General features: G+C 73.3%; 16 protein-coding genes and 1 riboswitch. Of the genes, 11 read left to right on the forward strand and 5 right to left on the reverse strand.

Annotated elements, in window-relative coordinates:
* Nucleotides 1-2: 2 nt before the first annotated feature.
* The gene (glyA, locus tag IG74_RS0102535) at nt 3-1,295 is read right to left on the reverse strand and encodes a serine hydroxymethyltransferase (protein WP_030668796.1); all 1,293 of its coding nucleotides are present in this window, start codon (nt 1,293-1,295) and stop codon (nt 3-5) included.
* A 42-nt stretch (nt 1,296-1,337) separates the two neighbouring features.
* Nucleotides 1,338-1,428, reverse strand: a riboswitch (ZMP/ZTP riboswitch).
* 172 nt (nt 1,429-1,600) lie between these two features.
* Here glyA and rocD point away from each other — a divergent pair.
* Nucleotides 1,601-2,803, forward strand: a complete 1,203-nt coding sequence (gene rocD / locus IG74_RS0102540; RefSeq protein ID WP_030668800.1) for an ornithine--oxo-acid transaminase — start codon at nt 1,601-1,603, stop codon at nt 2,801-2,803.
* On the opposite strand, the gene IG74_RS0102545 is transcribed toward rocD, so the two are convergent.
* Complete coding sequence (locus IG74_RS0102545; protein ID WP_030668802.1) at nt 2,800-6,108, reverse strand: BTAD domain-containing putative transcriptional regulator; 3,309 nt, start codon at nt 6,106-6,108, stop codon at nt 2,800-2,802. The two genes, rocD and IG74_RS0102545, sit on opposite strands and share 4 nt — an antisense overlap.
* A gap of 305 nt (nt 6,109-6,413) precedes the next feature.
* Between IG74_RS0102545 and IG74_RS0102550 the strand changes: the two genes are divergently transcribed.
* The 7 genes from IG74_RS0102550 to IG74_RS0102580 all read left to right on the forward strand — a co-directional run bounded on the left by IG74_RS0102550 (nt 6,414) and on the right by IG74_RS0102580 (nt 12,738).
* The gene (locus IG74_RS0102550; RefSeq protein WP_037824275.1) at nt 6,414-7,433 is read left to right on the forward strand and encodes an NADP-dependent oxidoreductase; all 1,020 of its coding nucleotides are present in this window, start codon (nt 6,414-6,416) and stop codon (nt 7,431-7,433) included.
* Nucleotides 7,433-8,041, forward strand: coding sequence for an NAD(P)H oxidoreductase (locus IG74_RS0102555; RefSeq protein WP_030668808.1), 609 nt, complete (start codon nt 7,433-7,435; stop codon nt 8,039-8,041). The genes IG74_RS0102550 and IG74_RS0102555 overlap by 1 nt, the downstream gene beginning before the upstream one ends.
* 135 nt (nt 8,042-8,176) lie before the next feature.
* Complete coding sequence (locus IG74_RS0102560; RefSeq protein WP_030668811.1) at nt 8,177-9,067, forward strand: polysaccharide deacetylase family protein; 891 nt, start codon at nt 8,177-8,179, stop codon at nt 9,065-9,067.
* A gap of 250 nt (nt 9,068-9,317) precedes the next feature.
* Nucleotides 9,318-9,764 (forward strand): hypothetical protein, encoded by a 447-nt coding sequence (locus IG74_RS0102565; RefSeq protein WP_030668814.1) that lies wholly within the window; start codon nt 9,318-9,320, stop codon nt 9,762-9,764.
* 271 nt (nt 9,765-10,035) lie between these two features.
* Entirely contained in the window at nt 10,036-10,884 is an 849-nt protein-coding gene (locus tag IG74_RS0102570; RefSeq protein ID WP_420709850.1) for a helix-turn-helix domain-containing protein, read from the forward strand.
* Nucleotides 10,881-11,108, forward strand: coding sequence for a DUF397 domain-containing protein (locus IG74_RS0102575; protein WP_030668820.1), 228 nt, complete (start codon nt 10,881-10,883; stop codon nt 11,106-11,108). The genes IG74_RS0102570 and IG74_RS0102575 overlap by 4 nt, the downstream gene beginning before the upstream one ends.
* 85 nt (nt 11,109-11,193) lie before the next feature.
* The gene (locus IG74_RS0102580) at nt 11,194-12,738 is read left to right on the forward strand and encodes an alpha/beta hydrolase (RefSeq protein ID WP_030668822.1); all 1,545 of its coding nucleotides are present in this window, start codon (nt 11,194-11,196) and stop codon (nt 12,736-12,738) included.
* Here IG74_RS0102580 and IG74_RS47575 read toward each other — a convergent pair.
* On the reverse strand, nt 12,735-13,364 hold the full coding sequence (locus IG74_RS47575) for a hypothetical protein (RefSeq protein WP_158857384.1): 630 nt from the start codon (nt 13,362-13,364) through the stop codon (nt 12,735-12,737). The two genes, IG74_RS0102580 and IG74_RS47575, sit on opposite strands and share 4 nt — an antisense overlap.
* Nucleotides 13,365-13,560: 196 nt before the next feature.
* On the opposite strand from IG74_RS47575, the gene IG74_RS0102590 reads away from it, so the two are divergent.
* The gene (locus IG74_RS0102590) at nt 13,561-14,397 is read left to right on the forward strand and encodes a hypothetical protein (RefSeq protein ID WP_030668827.1); all 837 of its coding nucleotides are present in this window, start codon (nt 13,561-13,563) and stop codon (nt 14,395-14,397) included.
* A gap of 437 nt (nt 14,398-14,834) precedes the next feature.
* On the opposite strand, the gene IG74_RS0102595 is transcribed toward IG74_RS0102590, so the two are convergent.
* Nucleotides 14,835-15,308, reverse strand: a complete 474-nt coding sequence (locus IG74_RS0102595; protein WP_030668829.1) for an RrF2 family transcriptional regulator — start codon at nt 15,306-15,308, stop codon at nt 14,835-14,837.
* A 108-nt stretch (nt 15,309-15,416) separates the two neighbouring features.
* Between IG74_RS0102595 and IG74_RS0102600 the strand changes: the two genes are divergently transcribed.
* Complete coding sequence (locus IG74_RS0102600; RefSeq protein ID WP_030668833.1) at nt 15,417-16,160, forward strand: SDR family oxidoreductase; 744 nt, start codon at nt 15,417-15,419, stop codon at nt 16,158-16,160.
* Nucleotides 16,161-16,182: 22 nt separating this feature from the next.
* On the opposite strand, the gene IG74_RS0102605 is transcribed toward IG74_RS0102600, so the two are convergent.
* The gene (locus tag IG74_RS0102605) at nt 16,183-17,652 is read right to left on the reverse strand and encodes a PLP-dependent aminotransferase family protein (protein ID WP_078868517.1); all 1,470 of its coding nucleotides are present in this window, start codon (nt 17,650-17,652) and stop codon (nt 16,183-16,185) included.
* Nucleotides 17,653-17,698: 46 nt separating this feature from the next.
* Between IG74_RS0102605 and IG74_RS0102610 the strand changes: the two genes are divergently transcribed.
* Complete coding sequence (locus tag IG74_RS0102610) at nt 17,699-18,238, forward strand: carboxymuconolactone decarboxylase family protein (protein ID WP_030668839.1); 540 nt, start codon at nt 17,699-17,701, stop codon at nt 18,236-18,238.
* The last annotated feature ends 37 nt before the right edge of the window (nt 18,239-18,275 follow it).

Below are 18,275 nucleotides of genomic sequence, written 5' to 3' on the forward strand. Positions count from 1 at the left end.
CGTCAGCCGGTCGGCAGCCCCGGCGCGGGGAACGCGGACATCAGCTCGGCCACCTCGCCGCGCACCTTCGCCAGCGCGTCCTCGTCCCCGGCCCGCGCCGCCCGAACGCCTCGGTCCACCCACTCCGCGACGGCCGCCATGTGCTCGACGCCGAGCCCACGGGACGTCAGCGAGGGCGTCCCGATCCGCACACCGGAGGGGTCGAAGGGCTTCCGGGAGTCGAACGGCACGGTGTTGTAGTTGACGACGATCCCGGCCCGGTCGAGGGCCTTCGCCGCGACCTTCCCGGGCACGTCCTTGGGCGTGAGGTCCATCAGGATCAGATGGTTGTCCGTACCGCCGGAGACGAGGTCGAAGCCACGGGCGAGGAGCGCGTCGGCGAGGGCCTTGGCGTTGGCGACGACGGCGTGGGCGTAGTCGCGGAAGGAGGGCTTGGCGGCTTCGTGCAGGGCGACGGCGATCGCGGCGGTGGTCTGGTTGTGGGGACCGCCCTGGAGCCCGGGGAAGACGGCCTTGTCGATGGCCTTGGCGTGCTCCTCGCGGGCGAGCAGCATCGCCCCGCGCGGCCCGCGCAGGGTCTTGTGGGTGGTCGTGGAGACCACGTCGGCGTGCGGGACGGGCGAGGGGTGGGCGCCGCCCGCGACGAGCCCGGCGATGTGCGCGATGTCGGCGACGAGCACGGCCCCGGCCTCGCGGGCGATCTCCGCGAAGGCGGCGAAGTCGATGGTGCGGGGCAGCGCGGTGCCGCCGCAGAAGATCAGCTTGGGCCGTTCCTTGAGGGCGAGTTCGCGGACGGCGTCGAGGTCGACGAGCCCGGTGTCCTCGCGGACGCCGTACTGCACGCCGCGGAACCAGCGGCCGGTGGCGGAGACGCCCCAGCCGTGGGTGAGGTGGCCGCCCATCGGCAGGGCCATGCCCATGACGGTGTCGCCGGGCTCGGCGAAGGCGAGGTAGACGGCGAGGTTGGCCGGGGAGCCGGAGTAGGGCTGGACGTTGGCGTGGTCGGTGCCGAAGACGGCCTTGGCGCGGGCGACGGCGAGGCGCTCGACCTGGTCGATGTTCTGCTGGCCCTCGTAGTAGCGGCGGCCGGGGTAGCCCTCGCTGTACTTGTTCTGCAGGACGGTGCCGGAGGCTTCGAGGACGGCGGCGGAGACGTAGTTCTCGCTGGGGATGAGGCGGAGGGTGTCGGCCTGGAGCTGTTCCTCGGCGGTGACGAGGGCGGCGAGCTCGGGGTCGGCGGCGCTGAGCGCGGGGTGCTGCGACGCGGGAGAAGGGGAAGGAGAAGGGTGACTCATGGCGTCCTCCGGGGCGAGCGGTGTTGGTGTCCGGTCGTGGTCCCGGGGTGCCCAGGCGGGCGGCACCTCGAAGGTTCTGCCTCGCACGGCTTCCTCAGGGTCGATTCCCTGTGCGCCAGTCGCCGTGCTGTGGAAACCAGCGTAACGGTCAGGCCACCGTGTCAGGGTTCGCTCACGGAGCGAGCGACGATAGGTATTGGGCCACGAACCCGCTCTGTCCCCTACGACAACGCGAGAACCTCCTTGCGCCGTTAGTAGCCGTAGGAATCGCACGACGAAGTGCGAACGTGAGAAACGGAGACCCCGTGACTGCTACGGAAGACCTCATCGCCTCGGCCGAAGCGCACAGCGCGCACAACTACCACCCCCTGCCCGTCGTCGTCGCGTCGGCGGAGGGCGCGTGGATGACGGACGTCGAGGGCCGCCGGTACCTCGACATGCTCGCCGGCTATTCGGCGCTCAACTTCGGCCACGGCAACCCACGCCTCATCGAGGCCGCCAAGGAGCAGCTGGGGCGGGTGACGCTGACGTCACGCGCGTTCCATCACGACCGTTTCGCGGAGTTCTGCGGACGGCTCGCCCGGCTGTGCGGCAAGGAGATGGTGCTGCCGATGAACACGGGCGCGGAGGCCGTGGAGACGGCGGTGAAGACCGCGCGGAAGTGGGGCTACCGCGTCAAGGGCGTGCCCGAGGGGCGGGCGCGGATCGTGGTGGCGGCGAACAACTTCCACGGCCGGACGACGACGATCGTCAGCTTCTCCACGGACCCCGAGGCCCGGGCGGACTACGGCCCGTACACGCCGGGCTTCGACATCGTGCCGTTCGGCGACCTGGGGGCGCTGCGGGACGCCGTCACCGAGGACACGGTGGCGGTGCTCATCGAGCCGGTCCAGGGTGAGGCGGGCGTGCTCGTGCCGCCGCCCGGCTATCTGCCGGGGGTGCGGGAGCTGACGCGCGAGCGCGGGGTGCTGTTCGTCGCGGACGAGATCCAGTCGGGGCTCGGCCGGACGGGGCGGACGTTCGCGTGCGAGCACGAGGACGTGGTGCCGGACGTGTATCTGCTGGGCAAGGCGCTGGGCGGCGGGGTGGTGCCGGTGTCGGCGGTGGTGGCGGACGCGGACGTGCTCGGGGTGTTCCGGCCGGGTGAGCACGGCTCGACGTTCGGCGGCAATCCGCTGGCGTGCGCGGTGGCCCTTGAGGTCGTCGCGATGCTGGAGACGGGCGAGTTCCAGCAGCGGGCGACGGAGCTGGGCGAGCATCTGCACGCGGAGCTCGGTCTGCTCGCGGGCTCCGGGAAGGTGGTGGAGGTGCGCGGGCGCGGTCTGTGGGCGGGCGTCGACATCGACCCGTCGCACGGCACGGGCCGGGAGATCTCCGAGAAGCTGATGGAGCGCGGTGTCCTGGTGAAGGACACCCACGGCTCGACGATCCGGATCGCTCCCCCGCTGGTGATCAGCAAGGAGGACCTGGACTGGGGGCTCGACCAGCTCAGGGCGGTGCTCGGTTAGCCGACCCCGGTGACGGGGGGCGGGGTCACCGCCCCCCGTGCGCGGGCCGCGTCGACGGCGGTGTCGAAGGCCCCGGCGCCGAGGGCGGCGCGGCCGCGGGCCGTGGCGCGGTCGACGTCGGCGCGCTCGGCCTCCGGCAGCGGGGCGCCTTCGGCGGCGCGCAGCGCGGCGGCCCTGCCGAGGAGCGCGGCGGCTTCCGCGTGGGCGCCCGCCAGCGCGCGGGCGCCCGCGAGGCCTTCGAGGGCGAGGGCGACGGCGCGGTTGTCGCCGGTGTCGTGGGCGGCGTCGAGGCCTTCGCGGTGGAGGGTTTCGGCGCGGGCGGCGTCGCCACGCTGCTCGGCGGCGTAGCCGAGCTGGGCGAGGATCAGCGCGGCGCCGGAGGTGATGCCGAAGCGGCGGTTGAAGTCGAGCCAGGGCAGCAGGAGGCGTTCGGCGGCGTCCAGGTCGCCGCGGCGGCGGGCGCCGAGGGCGAGGCCGGTCTCGGCGAACTGCTGGGCGGGCCGGTGGGACTGCCGGGCGGCGAGCCGGGCGGCGCGTTCGTGGTAGTCGGTGGCGCGGGTGTCGTCGCCGGTGAGCAGGGCGAGGCGGCCGAGCCGGGAGAGGCGGAAGGAGACCTCGGTCCAGAGTTCGAGTTCCTCGGCGCCGCGGACGCCGTCGTGCTGGAGGCGGGCGGCTCCTTCGTAGTCGGCGGCGATCTCGGCGAGCACGCCGAGCTGCTCGGAGGACTGCAACTGCCCCCAGCGGTCGCCGAGTCGGTCGAAGAGCCCGGCGGCGAGGGTGGCGTCGCGGCGCAGGACCGCGAGGTCGCCCGCGTACAGGGCGCGGGTGGCGCGGGCGCTGAGCGTGGCGGCCTCGCCCCAGCGGTCGCCCGCCGCGCGGAACTCGGCGAGGAGCGCGTCGACCCGCTGCCCCTCTTCGGGGGTGCGGTCGAAGCCGCAGCGGGCGAAGGCGAGCAGCCAGCGGGAGCGGGCGTCGGCATCGTCGGTGTCGTCGGTGTCGTCGGTGTCGTGGGCGCAGTTGGAGCCGTGCGCGCAGGCGTCCTCCCCGGCGAGGAGCGAGAAGGCGCCGCGGGCCGCCGCTGCGGAGGCCCGCGCGGGCCCGTGCCCGGCGGGCAGGCTCAGGGCGAGGGCGAGGGAGCGGATGGCTTCGGTGAGGCGCCCGCGCATGTACCAGTACCAGGTCAGGGCGTTGACGAGGCGCAGCGCGAGCGGGGTGTCGGCCGCGGCGGCGGCCCAGTCGAGGGCGGCGCGCAGGTTCACCGTCTCGGCGTCGAGGCGGCGCAGCCAGTGCCGCTGTTCGGGGCCGTGCAGGGCGGGGGCGGCGCGTTCGGCGAGGTCGGCGTAGTGGTGGGCGTGGTGGCGTGCCAGGTCCTTGGACTCGCCCGCCGCGGCGAGGCGTTCGAGGCTGTACGCGGCGACGGACTCCAGGAGGCGGTGGCGGACGGGCCCGCCGCCGTCGGGGCCGGGGCCCGGCCCCGCGGTCGCGAGGAGGGAGCGGTCGAGGAGCCGGGCGACGAGGTCGAGCACGGCGTCGCCCCCGGACTCCGACTCCCCCGCCGCGACCCCCGCGGACCCCGTACCCTCCGCGGCCTCGCCGAGGACGGCCTCCGCGCTCTCCAGGGTGAAACCCCCGCGGAAGACGGCCAGTTGGCGCAGGGCGCGGCGCTCCGGGGCGGAGAGCAGCTCCCAGCTCCAGTCGATCATCGCGCGCAGGGTGCGCTGGCGGGCCGGGGCGTCGCGGCGCACCTGGTTGAGGAGGCGGAAGCGGTCGTGCAGTCGGTCGGCGAGGGCGTGCACGCCGAGGGCGCGGACGCGGGTCGCGGCGAGTTCGACGGCGAGGGGGATGCCGTCGAGGCGGCGGCAGATGAGGGCGACGGCCTCGCGGTTGTCGTCGTTCAGGGCGAAGCCGGGGGCGGTGGCCGCGGCCCGTTCGGCGAACAGGCGCACCGCCTCATCCTCGCCGAGGGGCACGACGGCCTCCAGGGTCTCGCCGCCGAGGGCGAGGGGTTCCTGGCTGGTGGTGAGGGCCCGCAGGTGGGGGGCGTGGCGGAGGAGGTGGGCGACGAGGCCGGCGGTGGCGTCGAGGACGTGTTCGCAGTTGTCGAGGAGGAGCAGGGCGCGGCGGGCGGCGAGGGCCCGGGTGAGGTGCGCCTGCCGGGGGTTCCCGGAGCCCGCGCCTCCCTGGCCACGGGGGCCCGCCGGTACCGTTCCGGGCCCGTCGTCCTCGAACGCCTGCCGGGCGGCGTTGTCCTCGCGGACCCCCACCGCCGCGGCCACGGCCTCCAGGACCCCGTCGGCCGTCGTTCCGGCCAGTTCGACCAGCCAGACGCCGTCGGGGAAGTCGTCCATGAGGTCGGCGGCGGCCTCCAGGGCGAGGCGGGTCTTGCCGACGCCGCCGGGCCCGGTGAGGGTCACCAGGCGTTCGCGGCGGACCAGTTCGCGGACGCGGGCCACGGCGTCGGCGCGGCCGACGAGGTGAGTGGTGGCGGCGGGGAGGTTGGTGCGCGGGGGCGCCACGACGGCGGCCGCCGGTGCCACGGCGTCGGCGGGCGGGGCCGTGAGGTCGGGGTCCTGGCGCAGGATCGCCTCGTGCAGGGCGGCGAGTTCGGGGCCGGGGTCGGTGCCGAGTTCGTCGGCGAGGCGGGTGCGCAGGTCGTGGTAGGCGGCCAGGGCCTCGCTGGGGCGGCCCGCGCGGTACAGGGCGCGCATGTGGGCCGCGCGCAACCGCTCGCGCAGCGGTTCGCGGGCCACCAGGTCCGTGAGGTCGTCGGCCAGCAGGGCGTGTTCGCCGAGGGCCAGGCGGGCCTCCGCCAGGGTCTCCTGGGCCGTGAGGCGCTGCTCCTCCAGGCGCGCGGCGGCGGCCCGGGTGAAGTCCGCGTCGCGGAAGTCGGCGTAGGCGGGGCCGCGCCAGAGGGCCAGGGCGTCGGTCAGGAGCGACGCCTGGCCGCGGGGCCCGGTGTCCGTGCGGTACGCCCGGGCCGTCAGGGCCTCGAAGCGGGCCGCGTCCGTGGCTTCGCCGGCGTCGGCGTCGGCCAGGGCGATGCGGTAGCCCGCGGGGCCGTACGCCACGGTGTCGCGGCCGATGGCCCGGCGGAGCTGGGAGACCTTGGTCTGGAGGGAGTTGGCGGGGTTGGCGGGGAGCTTCCCCGCGCCCCACAGGTCCTCTACGAGGGTGTCCGCGGGGACGGGGTGCCCTGTGCGGGCGAGCAGGGCGGCGAGGAGGGTCCGCACCTTCGGTTCCGGCACCGGTATCCGGGCACCGTCGTCACCACGCACCACCAGGGGCCCCAGCACCTCGAATCGCATGCGGCCACCGTACGTGGGCCCTGCCGGGGGCTCCCCGATCCCGCCCCTTCCCGAACCGGGGGCTCCGCCCCCGGACCCCCGCCCATCGGCGCTCCGCGCCTCGTCCTCAAACGCCGGACGGGCTGAAAGATCTCCGGCGGGGCCGAGGACGCGATGCGACAGGAGGGCGGGTGGGTGGGGGAAGGGCCCGCGCGGGGAAGGCCCGTGCGTGGGGCGTCAGTGGTTCGTGCGCGGCCGCAGGCATGGTGAGGCACGTGAACAGGGCAGCAGCCCAGCCCCCACCGAACCGCCCAAGGAGAACCGCCATGCCCGCGTCCAAGGAAATCCGTCTCGCCGCCCGGCCCCAGGGCACGCCCCGCCCCACCGACTTCGCCCTCGCCACCACCGACCTGCCCGACACGGCCCCCGAGGGCCAGCTCCTCGTCCGGAACCTGTGGATGTCCGTGGACCCGTACATGCGCGGTCGTATGGACGACGCGCCGTCCTACATCCCGCCGTTCCGGCTCGGCGCCCCGCTGGAGGGGAGCGCGGTCGGTGAGGTCGTGGCGTCCGGCTCGCCGGAGATCCCGGTCGGCGCGACGGTCACACACTTCGCCGGCTGGCGGGAGTACGCCCTCGTCGACGCGGCCACCGCGACGGTGGTCGACACCTCGCTCGTCCCGCCGTCGGCGTATCTGGGCCCGCTGGGCACGACCGGCCTGACGGCGTACGCGGCGCTGACGCGCACCGCCCCGGTCCGCGAGGGCGACGTGGTGTTCGTGTCGGCCGCCGCGGGAGCGGTGGGCAGCGTCGCGGGGCAGGTGGCGCGGGCGCTCGGCGCGTCCCGGGTGATCGGTTCGGCGGGCGGCCCGGCGAAGACGAAGAAGCTGCTCGACACGTTCGGGTACGACGCCGCGATCGACTACCGGCAGGGCGGGCTGCCCGAGCAGCTCGCCGAGGCCGCGCCCGACGGCATCGACGTGTACGTCGACAACGTGGGCGGCGACCACCTCCAGGCCGCGATCGGGGCCGTCCGCAGGGAGGGCCGCATCGCGATGGTCGGCGCGATCAGCACGTACAACGACACGGCTCCCGCGGCCGGGCCGAACAACCTCTTCCACGCCGCCAAGCAGGAGGCGTCTCTCCGCGGCATGCTTGTGACCAGCCACTTCGACCTGTTCCCGGAGTGGGCGGGGAAGGCCGCCGCGATGCTCGCGGACGGGTCGCTTCGCACCGAGCAGACCGTCGTGGACGGGATCGAGCAGGCGCCGGAGGCGTTCCTCGGCGTGCTGCGCGGCGCCAACACCGGCAAGATGCTGGTCCGTCTCGCCGCCGGGGCCGAGTGATGGCCGCGGTCCTGGTCGTCACCGGGCATCCGCGCGCCGACTCGCTCACCGCGGGGCTCGCCCGCCACGCCCGGGACCGCCTCACCGCCGAGGGCCACACCGTGGACTTCCTCGACCTGGAGGCGGAGGGCTTCGACCCCCGGATGACGCCCGACGACGAGCCCGACTGGGGCGACCCGGCGAAGGCGTACTCTCCCGAAGTCCGCGCCCACATGCGGCGCGTGGCGGACGCCGACGCGATCGTGGTCGTCTTCCCGGTCTGGTGGTTCGGCCTCCCGGCGCTGCTCAAGGGCTGGATCGACCGGGTGTGGAACCACGGGTTCGCGTACGGTCGCCGCCGGGGCGGCAGCCCGCTCGCGCGGACCCGGATGCTCTGGCTCGGCCTGACGGCGTACGACCGGGCGAAGTTCGTGGACGCGGGCTGGGAGGAGACGGTGACGCGGGTGCTGCGCACGGGGATCTCGGAGTACTGCGGGATGGCGCCGGACGTGACGTCGGTGCGGTACGTGTACGACTCGCTGACGGCGGGGGCGGGCGCGTTCGAGGTCCTGGACGCGGCTCTTGACGAGCTGCTCCCGGCCCAGGAGTCCACGCCCCAGAGCGCGTGACGGGCGTCACACTCCGAGGCGCCTTGACCCTCACACCAGTGTGAGGGTTCGACCATGTGGTCACGCAGGCGGGAGGGAAACACCGCAGGCGGCGGCCACCACAGGCCGCTCGGACCACGTCAGAGGGTGATCGTGATGGACAACAAGCTCTACGACTACAGCCCCATCGTCGAGCGGGAGCCGCTCCACTGGCCGGAAGGCAAGCGCGTCGCCTTCTACGTCGGCCTGAACGTCGAGCACTTCGAGATCGGCAAGCCCTCCACGAGCGTCTACCCGGGCACCGCGGAGCTCACCCCCGACCCGCTCAACCACGGCTGGCGCGACTACGGGGCGCGGGTGGGCTTCTGGCGCACCCTCGACACCCTGGACCGGCACGGGGTGCGCGCCAGCGTCCTGCTCAACTCCGACGTCGGCGACCGCTACCCGCAGATCATCAAGGCGGGCCGGGAGCGGGACTGGGCGTGGCTCGCGCACGGCAGGACCAACTCGGTCCTGCACACGGACATGACGGAGGACGAGGAGCGCGCGGCCCTCAAGGACATCGTCGAGACGATCGAGCGGACGACGGGGACGCGGCCGCGCGGCTGGATGGGCCCCGGCCTGACCGAGACCCACAACACCCCGCGGCTGATCCAGGAGTTGGGCCTCGACTACGTACTGGACTGGACGGCCGACGACCAGCCGTTCCCCCTGAACGTGCCGGGCGTCCTGAGCGTGCCGTACACGGTCGAGCTGAACGACATCGGCCTGTTCGTCAGCAAGAACACCTCGGGCCCGGACTTCGTGCAGATGCTCAAGGACCAGGTCGACCAGCTGCACGCGGAGGCGGAGGCCACGGACAGCGGGCGCGTCATGCCGCTGGCCCTGCACCCCTTCGTCATCGGCCAGGCGTTCCGCGCCAAGTACCTGGACCAGGCCCTGGAGTACGTGGTGAACCACCCCGGCGTCTGGACCACGACGTCGGACGAGATAGCCGAGCACTACCGCTCCACGCGGACGGACACCACCGGCGGCGAGACCGCGTAACGGCTCACGGCGACAGGCACGGTCATCAGGGCGGCTGGGAAGTTCCCGGCCGCCCTGACCTGTTCCCCACCCTCTGGCCTGATTGCTCCTATACGCAATCTTTTCGCAATGAAGACCGATTAGTCCGAGCCGTCTTTGTCTTGGCGATTTCTCGTGGTGTGTAAAAACCACTGCGCGGTGAGGGTGGGACTCTCCCCGACGGCGGTCCGCCGCGCGGGGAAGCCGACCGCGAGAGAGGACGTGCCCCTTCATGGCCCCGATCCCGATCAAGCCCGGCATCTACAAGATCCACGCCCACATCATCGGCCCGTCGGCCGTGGTGACGGCCACGGAGTACGCCGTCAAGAACGGCGCGCCCGTCATCACCGACCGGCTCAACCCGCTGCCGATCGAGCAGGACTGGATCATCGAGCCCGTCGAGCCGGTACCGGGCTCTCCGTACGTCATCCGCCTCGCCCACCACGAGGCGGCGGGCCAGGTGATCGCCGAGGACAAGCTCTATGTGAACTCCGTCCCGCGCGGCGAGCTCGCGAAGTTCACGTTCGAGCGGGTCATCGGCGGCGTCAAGATCCTCTCCGACAAGGGACTTGCTCTGCGCTCCGGCCACCGCGGCGCGCAGATCACGCTGGTGGAGCCGAAGCCCGAGTTCCAGGAGACGTGGACCCTGGAGTTCGTGAGCCCGCTCAACGAGGAGTAGCACCGGCGCGTACGAGGATGCCGCCGCCCGCGCCCACGCCCTGGGCGCGGGCGGCGCACGCATGGGGGCGCGCGCTGCGGCTGGCCGCACCCGCCCCCCACGCGGAACCGTTGCCCCATGAGCAGCGCCCACGCCGTCGCGAGCGGCACGTTCAGCCCGGCGGCTACTCCAACAACTTCCGGGCCCCGTCGTTCTCGTGTGCCCGGGTCGGGTGAATTCCGGCTTCGACCGACTGGGAGTGGAACGGTGGTTCTAGGCTCGGGGGGTGGACATGGACGAGGGTATGGATGAGGTCGGTTGGGAGGTCGATGCGGATGGGGAGTCCATCGCGATCGCTGAACTCATCGGCCGTCAGATCAAGTTCTGGCGCGAGGCCAAGAGACTGCGCGCCGTTCAGTTCGGCGAGCTCCTGGGGTACGGGGAGGACCTGATCCACAAGGTCGAGCGGGGCGTTCGGATCCCCCGACCGGAGTTCCTGGAGAGGGCGGACGAGGTCCTGGAGGCGGGTGGCCACCTGCGGGCGTTGAAGCCCGATGCGGAGAAGGCCCGGTACCCGAAGAAAGTTCGGGACCTGGCGAAGCTTGAGCAGCAGGCCGTCGAGCTGTGCGCGTACAACAACTCCGTGGTGCACGGACTGTTGCAGACACAGGAGTACGCCCAGGCCGAGGTCCAGAACCGGCAACCCCCCTTCCCCGAACACGAGGTGGAACGGCGCGTGGCTGGCCGTATGGCCCGACAGGGCATCATCGACCGCACCTCAGGGCGGCCGGTTTTCAGCTTCGTGCAGTGCGAGTCGACGTTGCGGCGCGCCAACGGGGGAAAGATGGTGATGCGCAGGCAGCTCGAACACCTGTTGGAGGTGGGGGCGTTGCGGAACGTGACCATTCAGGTCCTGCCGTTGGACCGCGAGGAGAATGCGGGGCTTGGTGGGCCGTTCCGACTTCTCAAGCTGAAGAGCGGAACCACGATCGGGCACCTAGCAGTTCAGCTCCACAGCCGAGTGATCTCCGACCCGCGAGAGCTCCAGATCCTCGAAATGCGCTATGGCATGATCCGGGCGCAGGCTCTCACGCCTCGGGAGTCACTGGCCTTCATCAAAGAAGTGCGGGGAGAGACATGACACTGAAGTGGGTCAAGAGCAGCCACAGCACGGCCGATGGCCCGGACTGCGTAGAAGTGGCCTGGCGCAAGAGCAGCTACAGCACCGCCGACGAACCCGACTGCGTCGAGGTCGCCGCCACCGTGGAGACGGTCCTCATCCGCGACTCCAAGAACCCCGACGGCCCCCGCCTCACCGTCACGCCCGCCGCCTGGGCGGACTTCATACGCCACCCCGTCAAGTGACGCCTCGCGGGTAGAGGTTTCTCTACCCCCACCTCGGGTGCCCGCCGGAGTGAGACCCAACGACGACGCTTCTAGCGTCGGGTGCATGAACAGTCACACACGACGTACCGCGGCGTTCGGCGCGGTGGCGGCCGCCCTCGCTCTCGCCGCCCCGGCGACCGCGGCGGAGCCGGGCAAGGGCCGTGGTCTCGACCGCTACTACCAGCAGCGCATCGACTGGGGCAGCTGCGCCAAGGGGCCCGGCGACTCGATGGGCCGTGACCTCGACAAGGCGGGGGTGCGGTGCGCCGACGTCACCGTGCCGCTCGACTACGCCGAGCCCGAGGGGCGGACCATTCGCGTCGCGATCTCGCGCCTGGAGGCCACCGACCGGCGGCACCGCGTGGGCGCGCTGCTGATCAACCCCGGCGGGCCCGGCGGCACCGCCCTCGACATGCCGCCGGACATCCGCAAGGCGATGAAGGAGACCGGCGCGCGCTACGACCTCATCGGCATGGACCCCCGCTTCGTCGGCCGCAGCACACCGCTGGACTGCGGCTGGCCCGTCAGCACCACCGTCCTCTCAGCCGGGGCCGACCGCGCGGGCTTCGAGCGTCAAGTCGCCCTCCAGAAGGGCCTGGCCGACAAGTGCCGCGCCACCGCCGCGGAGGCGCTGCCGCACGTCAGCACCCGCAACACCGCCCGTGACATGGACGTCATCAGGGGCGCCCTCGGGGAGCGCAAGCTGTCGTACCTCGGATACTCGTACGGCACGTATCTGGGCACCGTCTATACGCAGATGTTCCCCGGCCGGTACGACCGGATGGTGCTCGACGGCGCCCTCGACACCGCGCGCTACCAGCCGCGGCTCCTCAAGGGCGCCGAGCGCGAGAACGAGCGGGCCCTCGCGGACTGGGCCGCCTGGGCGGCGCGGCGGCACACGACGTACGGCCTCGGCCGCAGCCGCGCCCAGGTGCTCGCCGCCGTCGACCGGATCGTCGACCGGTCCGCGCGCGGCGGCCTCACGCTCGGCACCGGCCGGGACGCCTTCCGCGTGGACGAATCGCACGTGCCGTTCCTGCTCGTGGAGGGCATCGCCGACGACACGGACACCGCCCGCGCGGCCTTCGGCGAGACGGTGTCCGCGCTCGCCGAGGCCGCCGCGGGCAGGCCGGTCCGGCTGCCGCCGCACCTCACGGAGCTGCTGCGGTACGCGACGACCGGCGTGGAGTCCGCCTTCGGCAGCTCACAGACCGCGATCCTCTGCGGAGACGTGGCGGCCCCGCGCGACCCGGAGAGCTACTGGCGCGACATCCAGCGCAGCCGCACCCGGCACCCGCTCTTCGGCCCGCTGACCGGCAACGTCACCCCGTGCGCGTTCTGGGACCGGCCCCGCGAGCGGCCCACGCGGGTCCGGCACGACGCCCGCGCGCTGATCGTGGCCGCCACCGGTGACCCCCGCGCCCCGTACGAGGGCAGCGTCGCGCTCCGCCACCGCCTGCCCGCCGCCAAGCTGATCACCCTCAAGGGCGCCAACCGCCACGGCCTGTACGGCGAGTACGGCAACGCCTGCGTGGACGACCACGTCAACGCCTACCTGGCGACGGGCGAACTGCCCGCGAAGGACCGGACCTGCCTGCGGCAGCCCTAACGCAGGGCCCACTTGATGGGCTCCTTGTAGAAGCCCTGGGAGTAGGTGACGGCCTTGACCGTGGCGTCGGCGGGAATCAGATAGGGCTCGCACACGGTGCGCTCCTCGCCCTTCTTCCAGATGTCCTCACGGCCGAGTTCCCGCTTGCCGTCGTTGCCCACGCAGTCCTCGGGCTGGCTGGAGAGGGTGCCGATGAGGATGAACTTCGTGGCCGGGTTGCCGTCGCTGGTCTCGGCGTTGACGTTGGTCATCACGATCGGCTGCTTGACCGCTTCGCCGCCGACGTGCTTGGCCTTGACGTAGATCCAGGCGACCTTCTTGCCGCCGTACTTCTTGTCGTCGTCCAGCTCCTTGAGGTCCTCGGGCTTGCCGAGGACGACCTTCGTCGGCGTGATCGAGAACTTGCCGGTCGTCTTGTACTTGGTGATCTCCTGCACCGGGCCCGCCTGGCCGACCTTGAGGTTCTTCGGCGCCTCGCTCGCCCGGTCGCCGGACTTGCCGTCCTTGCCGCCCTTGCCCTTGTCGTCGTCGGAGCCGCCGCAGGCGGCCACGGTGACGGCGGTGACCGCCGCGACGGCCACCAGGCCGAGGCGCCGACGGTACTGAGGTGCTCGCTGAGTGCGCATGTGGTTCCTGTACTTCCTGATCGTGCCGGGTCGTGCGGGGTACGGCGCTCGGCCGAGCGCGACGGTGCCGGACACTCCCCCGTGTCGGTGTGCGAAACGGCGGTCAGCCTAAGGAGCCGCCGCTCCGCGCCGACAACCGGCTCCCGCCCGCACGCCCGCAAACCCCCTCGCCTAAAGTCACTTCGTGACTCTTGGGATGATTTGCGCGCTCGGTTCGGCGGTCTGCTTCGGTTTGGCCTCGGTGTTGCAGGCGGTCGCGGCGCGCTCGACCGCGCCCGGCACCGGGTCCGGCGTCGACCCCGCGCTGCTGCTGCGCGCCGTGCGGCAGTGGCGGTACGTGGCCGGGCTCGCGCTCGACGGCCTCGGCTTCCTGCTCCAGGTCGTGGCCCTGCGGTCGCTGCCCATCTACACCGTCGGCGCCGCGCTCGCCGCCTCGCTCGCCGTGACGGCGGTGGCCGCGGCGCGGCTGCTGCGGGTGCGGCTGAGCGGCGCGGAGTGGGGTGCCGTCGGCGTCGTCTGCGCCGGGCTCGCCATGCTCGGCCTCGCGTCCGGCGAGGAGGGCGACAAGGGCGGGTCCACGGGGCTGCGGTTCGTGATGCTGGGCATCGCCCTGGCCGTCCTGCTGCTCGGCGCCGTGGCCGGACGCCTGCCGGACCGGGCGCGGGCGGTGGCCCTCGGACTCGGGGCGGGCTGCGGCTTCGGCGTGGTCGAGGTGACCGTCCGCCTCATCGACGACGTCTCACCGGGGGCGCTCGTCGCCAATCCCGCCGCGTACGCGCTGCTGCTCGGCGGGGGCGCCGCCTTCCTGCTGCTCACCTCCGCGCTCCAGCGCGGCTCGGTCACCGCCGCCACGGCGGGCATGGTCATCGGCGAGACCATCGGCCCCGCCCTCGTGGGCGTGGTCTGGCTCGGCGACCGCACCCGCGACGGCTTCGGCTGGCTGGCGATCCTCGGCTTCGCGGTGGCGGTAACAGGAGCCCTGGCCCTGGCCCGCTTCGGCGAGGCCCCGGAGCCGGCGCCGACCACGCCTTGACCTGCCCACGGGGCGGGCCTCCGGCTCGTTCCGTGGCTTCCTGCCCCTTCGCCCCGGCGTGAACGGGGCCACCCGGAGGCCGACAGGATGGCGCCTCCGGGGCGGAAGCCAAGGGCGCCCTCCGGGCGTCGGCTGCGCCGATTCCGCTGCGCTCCACCCTTGACTGCCGTCCCTCCGGCGCGAGGTGCCCTTGTCCGGGCGGCCCGGGGAAGGGCGGCGGGGGCTTCCGGTGGTCACTTCGGGTTCGTCGCCGGGTGCCGACCGGCACTTCCTGGGCTCAGCCCTCGCCATCAGGTGAGCCCGCGGGGGCGGTGGCGGAGTGACTGCGTCCGGCTGCCGACTGCGGGTCGCTCCCTGCCTCCGGTACCTACTTCGGCGAAGTTGCGAGCGGCGCACGTGGGTTGCGCCCCCGTCGCTTCGCGCCCCCCAAGAGGGGATCAGCCCGAGCCCACCAGGAGGCGGCGGGTGCGTTCCGGGGCCCATTCCGGGATTTCTGCCAGGAGGTCGGCCAGGGTCACGGCGGCGAGGCTGGTGCGCCAGGCCGTGTGGGCGGCGGCCATCTTCGCCGCGATCGGGCAGGCCGCTCGGCAGTCCTCGGCGGGCAGCGCGCCCCGGCCCTGCTGGCGGATCTCCCGGCACTCGTACGGGGCGGCCGCGCCGTCCACCGCCTCGACGATGTCGAGGAGCGTGACGTCCGCCGCCGGGCGCGCCAGGCGGAAGCCGCCCCTCGGGCCCGTCGTCGCCGCGAACACCCCCGCCTTCACCAGCGGCTGGAGCTGCTTGGCCAGATAGGCCTGGGGCACGTCGAAGTAGCCCGCCAGCTGCCCGGCCGACGCGGTCGCCCCCGGCTCCAGCTGGGCCAGCGACGTGGCGCAGTGCAACACCCACTCCGTACTCACAGGCAGCTTCATGCGGTGAGTCTATCCCGGACATCCCACATCCGGGATATTGCGGATGTGTTTAGTCCGAGATATGGTTCGGGCATCGAATGAGTCGCCCAAGGACCAGGGGAGATCGTCATGCGCATCGCCGTCGCCGGAGCCACCGGGAGCATCGGGGCCCGCACCGTCGCCGTACTGGAGAAGGCGGGTCACGACGTCGTCCGCGTCAGCCGCTCCCTCGGCGTGGACCTCTCCACCGGAGAAGGCCTCGACGCCGCCCTGGTGGGTGTCGACGCGGTCGTGGACACCACCAACTGCACCGCGAGCGACCCCGCGGAGACCGTCGCGTACTTCGGCACCACCACGCGGAACCTGCTCGCCGCCGAGGAGAAGGCGGGAGTCAAGCACCACGTCCTGCTCTCCATCGCGGGCATGGACCGCGTCGAGGGCAACGCGCACTACGTGGGCAAGCGCGAGCAGGAGCGCCTCGTCGCCGCGGGCCCGGTGCCGTGGACCATCGTCCCGGCCACCCAGTTCCACGACTTCGCCGCGATGGTCGCGAGCTGGACCGAGCAGGACGGCGTCGCCACCGTCGCGCCGCTGCTGCTCCAGCCCGTCGCGCCCGACGACGTGGCGAGCGTCCTCGCCGAGCTCGCGGCCGGCGCGCCCCTCGGCCGGTACCAGGACGTGGCCGGGCCCGACCCGCAGGACATGGTCGACATGGCCCGCCGCACGCTCCAGGCCCAGGGCCGCACGGTCAAGCTCGTCCCGACCTGGTCGGGCCTCTTCGGCCCGGACATGGCGGGCGACGCGCTGCTGCCCGCCGACGGCGCCCGCATCATGCCCACCACCTTCGAGGAGTGGCTGGCCGCGCAGGGCTAGTCCGCGCTCCCCGGGGCCCCGCTCACGGCAGCGAGCGGCAGAGTGCCTCCAGGGCCGCGGGCCAGGTGTGGTCGGTGGGCGTGCCGTAGCCGACCACGAGCGCGTCCCGGGGGGCCGTGACCGCGTCGGGGTGGCGGAAGCGGGACAGGCCCTGCACCGCGAGCCGCTGCCAGCTCGCGGACTGCACCACTACCTGCTCGGTGCCGGGCGGTAGTTCGAGCACCGCGTGCAGGCCCGCCGCGATGCCGGTGACCCGTACCTCGGGCGCGCGCTCGGCCAGGGCCGCGACCAGCTGGTCACGGCGGCGGCGGTAGCGGATCCGCACCGAGCGCACATGCCGGTCGTACGCCCCGGACGTCAGGAACTCCGCGAGCGTCAGCTGGTCGACGGCGCCGCCGGACGCCCCGGCCCGCTCCTTCAGCCCGGCCACCTCCGGGGCGAGCGCGGCCGGGAGCACCATCCACGCGATCCGCAGGCCCGGCGCCAGGGACTTGCTGGCCGTGCCCAGGTAGACGACCCGGTCCGGGTCCAGGCCCTGGAGCGCGCCGACCGGCTGCCGGTCGTAGCGGAACTCGCCGTCGTAGTCGTCCTCCAGGATCAGCCCGTCCACCCGCCGCGCCCACTCCACGGCCCGCGCCCGCCGGTCCGGGTGCAGCGGTACGCCGATGGGGAACTGGTGGGCCGGCGTCATCAGGACCGCCCGGTGCCCGGCCAACCCGTCGGTGCGCGTGCCGAGTCCGTCGAGCCCGAGCGGCCGGGTCCGCAGGCCCACCCGCGCCAGGCGGTCCCGGTGCAGACCGAGACCGTACGGCTCGACGGCGATCTGCCGCAGGCCGCGCGCGCCGAGCAGCTCGCCGAGCAGCGTCAGGCCGTGCACGAAGCCGGGCACGACGACGATCCGGTCCGGCTCCGCGTGCACGCCCCGGGCCCGGGCGAGATACGCGGCGAGGGCGGTGCGCAGCTCGATCCTGCCGCGCGGATCGCCGTAGCCGAGCGCGTCGTTCGGCGCGGCCGCAAGGGCGCGCCGCGCCGCCTTCAGCCACTCCCCGCGCGGGAAGGACGCGACGTCCGGCGTGCCGGGCGTCAGGTCGTGGACGGGGGCGCCGCTCGCCCGGGGCGGGCGCGCGGACGCCACCGGGCGCGGCACGGCACGGTCGGCGACCCGGGTGCCCGAGCCCTGCCGGGCGGTCAGCCAGCCCTCCGCGACGAGGTCCGCGTACGCGTCGGCGACCGTATTGCGCGCGACGCCCAGATCGGCGGCGAGCGTACGGGACGACGGCAGGCGCGTGCCCGGGGCGAGCCGGCCGCCGCGGACGGCGTCGCGCAGCGCGTCGGTGAGGCCGCGGCGCACCCCCGAGCGCGGGCCCTTGCCGAGCGCGTCGAGGTGGAGGTCCACGCTCCAGGCCCCGCCGTGCCCGGGCCCGTCGGGGTCGGTGGGGCCGGTGGGGTCCGAGCCGTCCCCCGGGCCCGAAGTGGCCCAAGATTTCTCCATGGGAATGGACCATACCGCTGGGCAAATCACCTCGTAGGTTCGAACCATGACGAACACGACGCAGACCACCGCCCCGCACGCGCACGCCCACGACGAGCGGCTGCCCGAGCACACCCCGCGCCTCAACATGGCCGAGCTGGCCCCGGAGGCGTACAAGGCCATGATCCGGTTCGCCGCGGCCGCCAAGCGCGGTGTCGACCCGGTCCTCTTCGAGCTCATACAGATCCGGGCCTCGCAGCTCAACCACTGCGCGTTCTGCCTCGACATGCACACCAAGGACGCCCTCGCGGCCGGTGAGAGCGTCGAGCGGATCGTGCAGCTGTCGACCTGGGAGGAGTCCAGGCACTTCTACACGGCCCGGGAGATCGCCGCCATCGAGCTGACGGAGGCCGTGACCGTCCTCACCGACGGCTTCGTTCCCGACGAGGTGTACGAGCGCGCCGCGCTCCACTTCGACGACAAGGAGCTGGCCCACGTCATCGCCGCGATCACCCTGATCAACGGCTGGAACCGGTTCGGAGTGACCACGCGCATGGTGCCCGGGCACTACACGCCGGGGTCCACCGCGCACCGGCCCGCCGAGTAGCACCGGTTCCTCGCGCGCGCCGCGCGCGTTCCGCACG

The sequence above is a fragment of the Streptomyces sp. NRRL B-1347 genome (assembly GCF_000720325.1).
Lineage (GTDB): Bacteria > Actinomycetota > Actinomycetes > Streptomycetales > Streptomycetaceae > Streptomyces.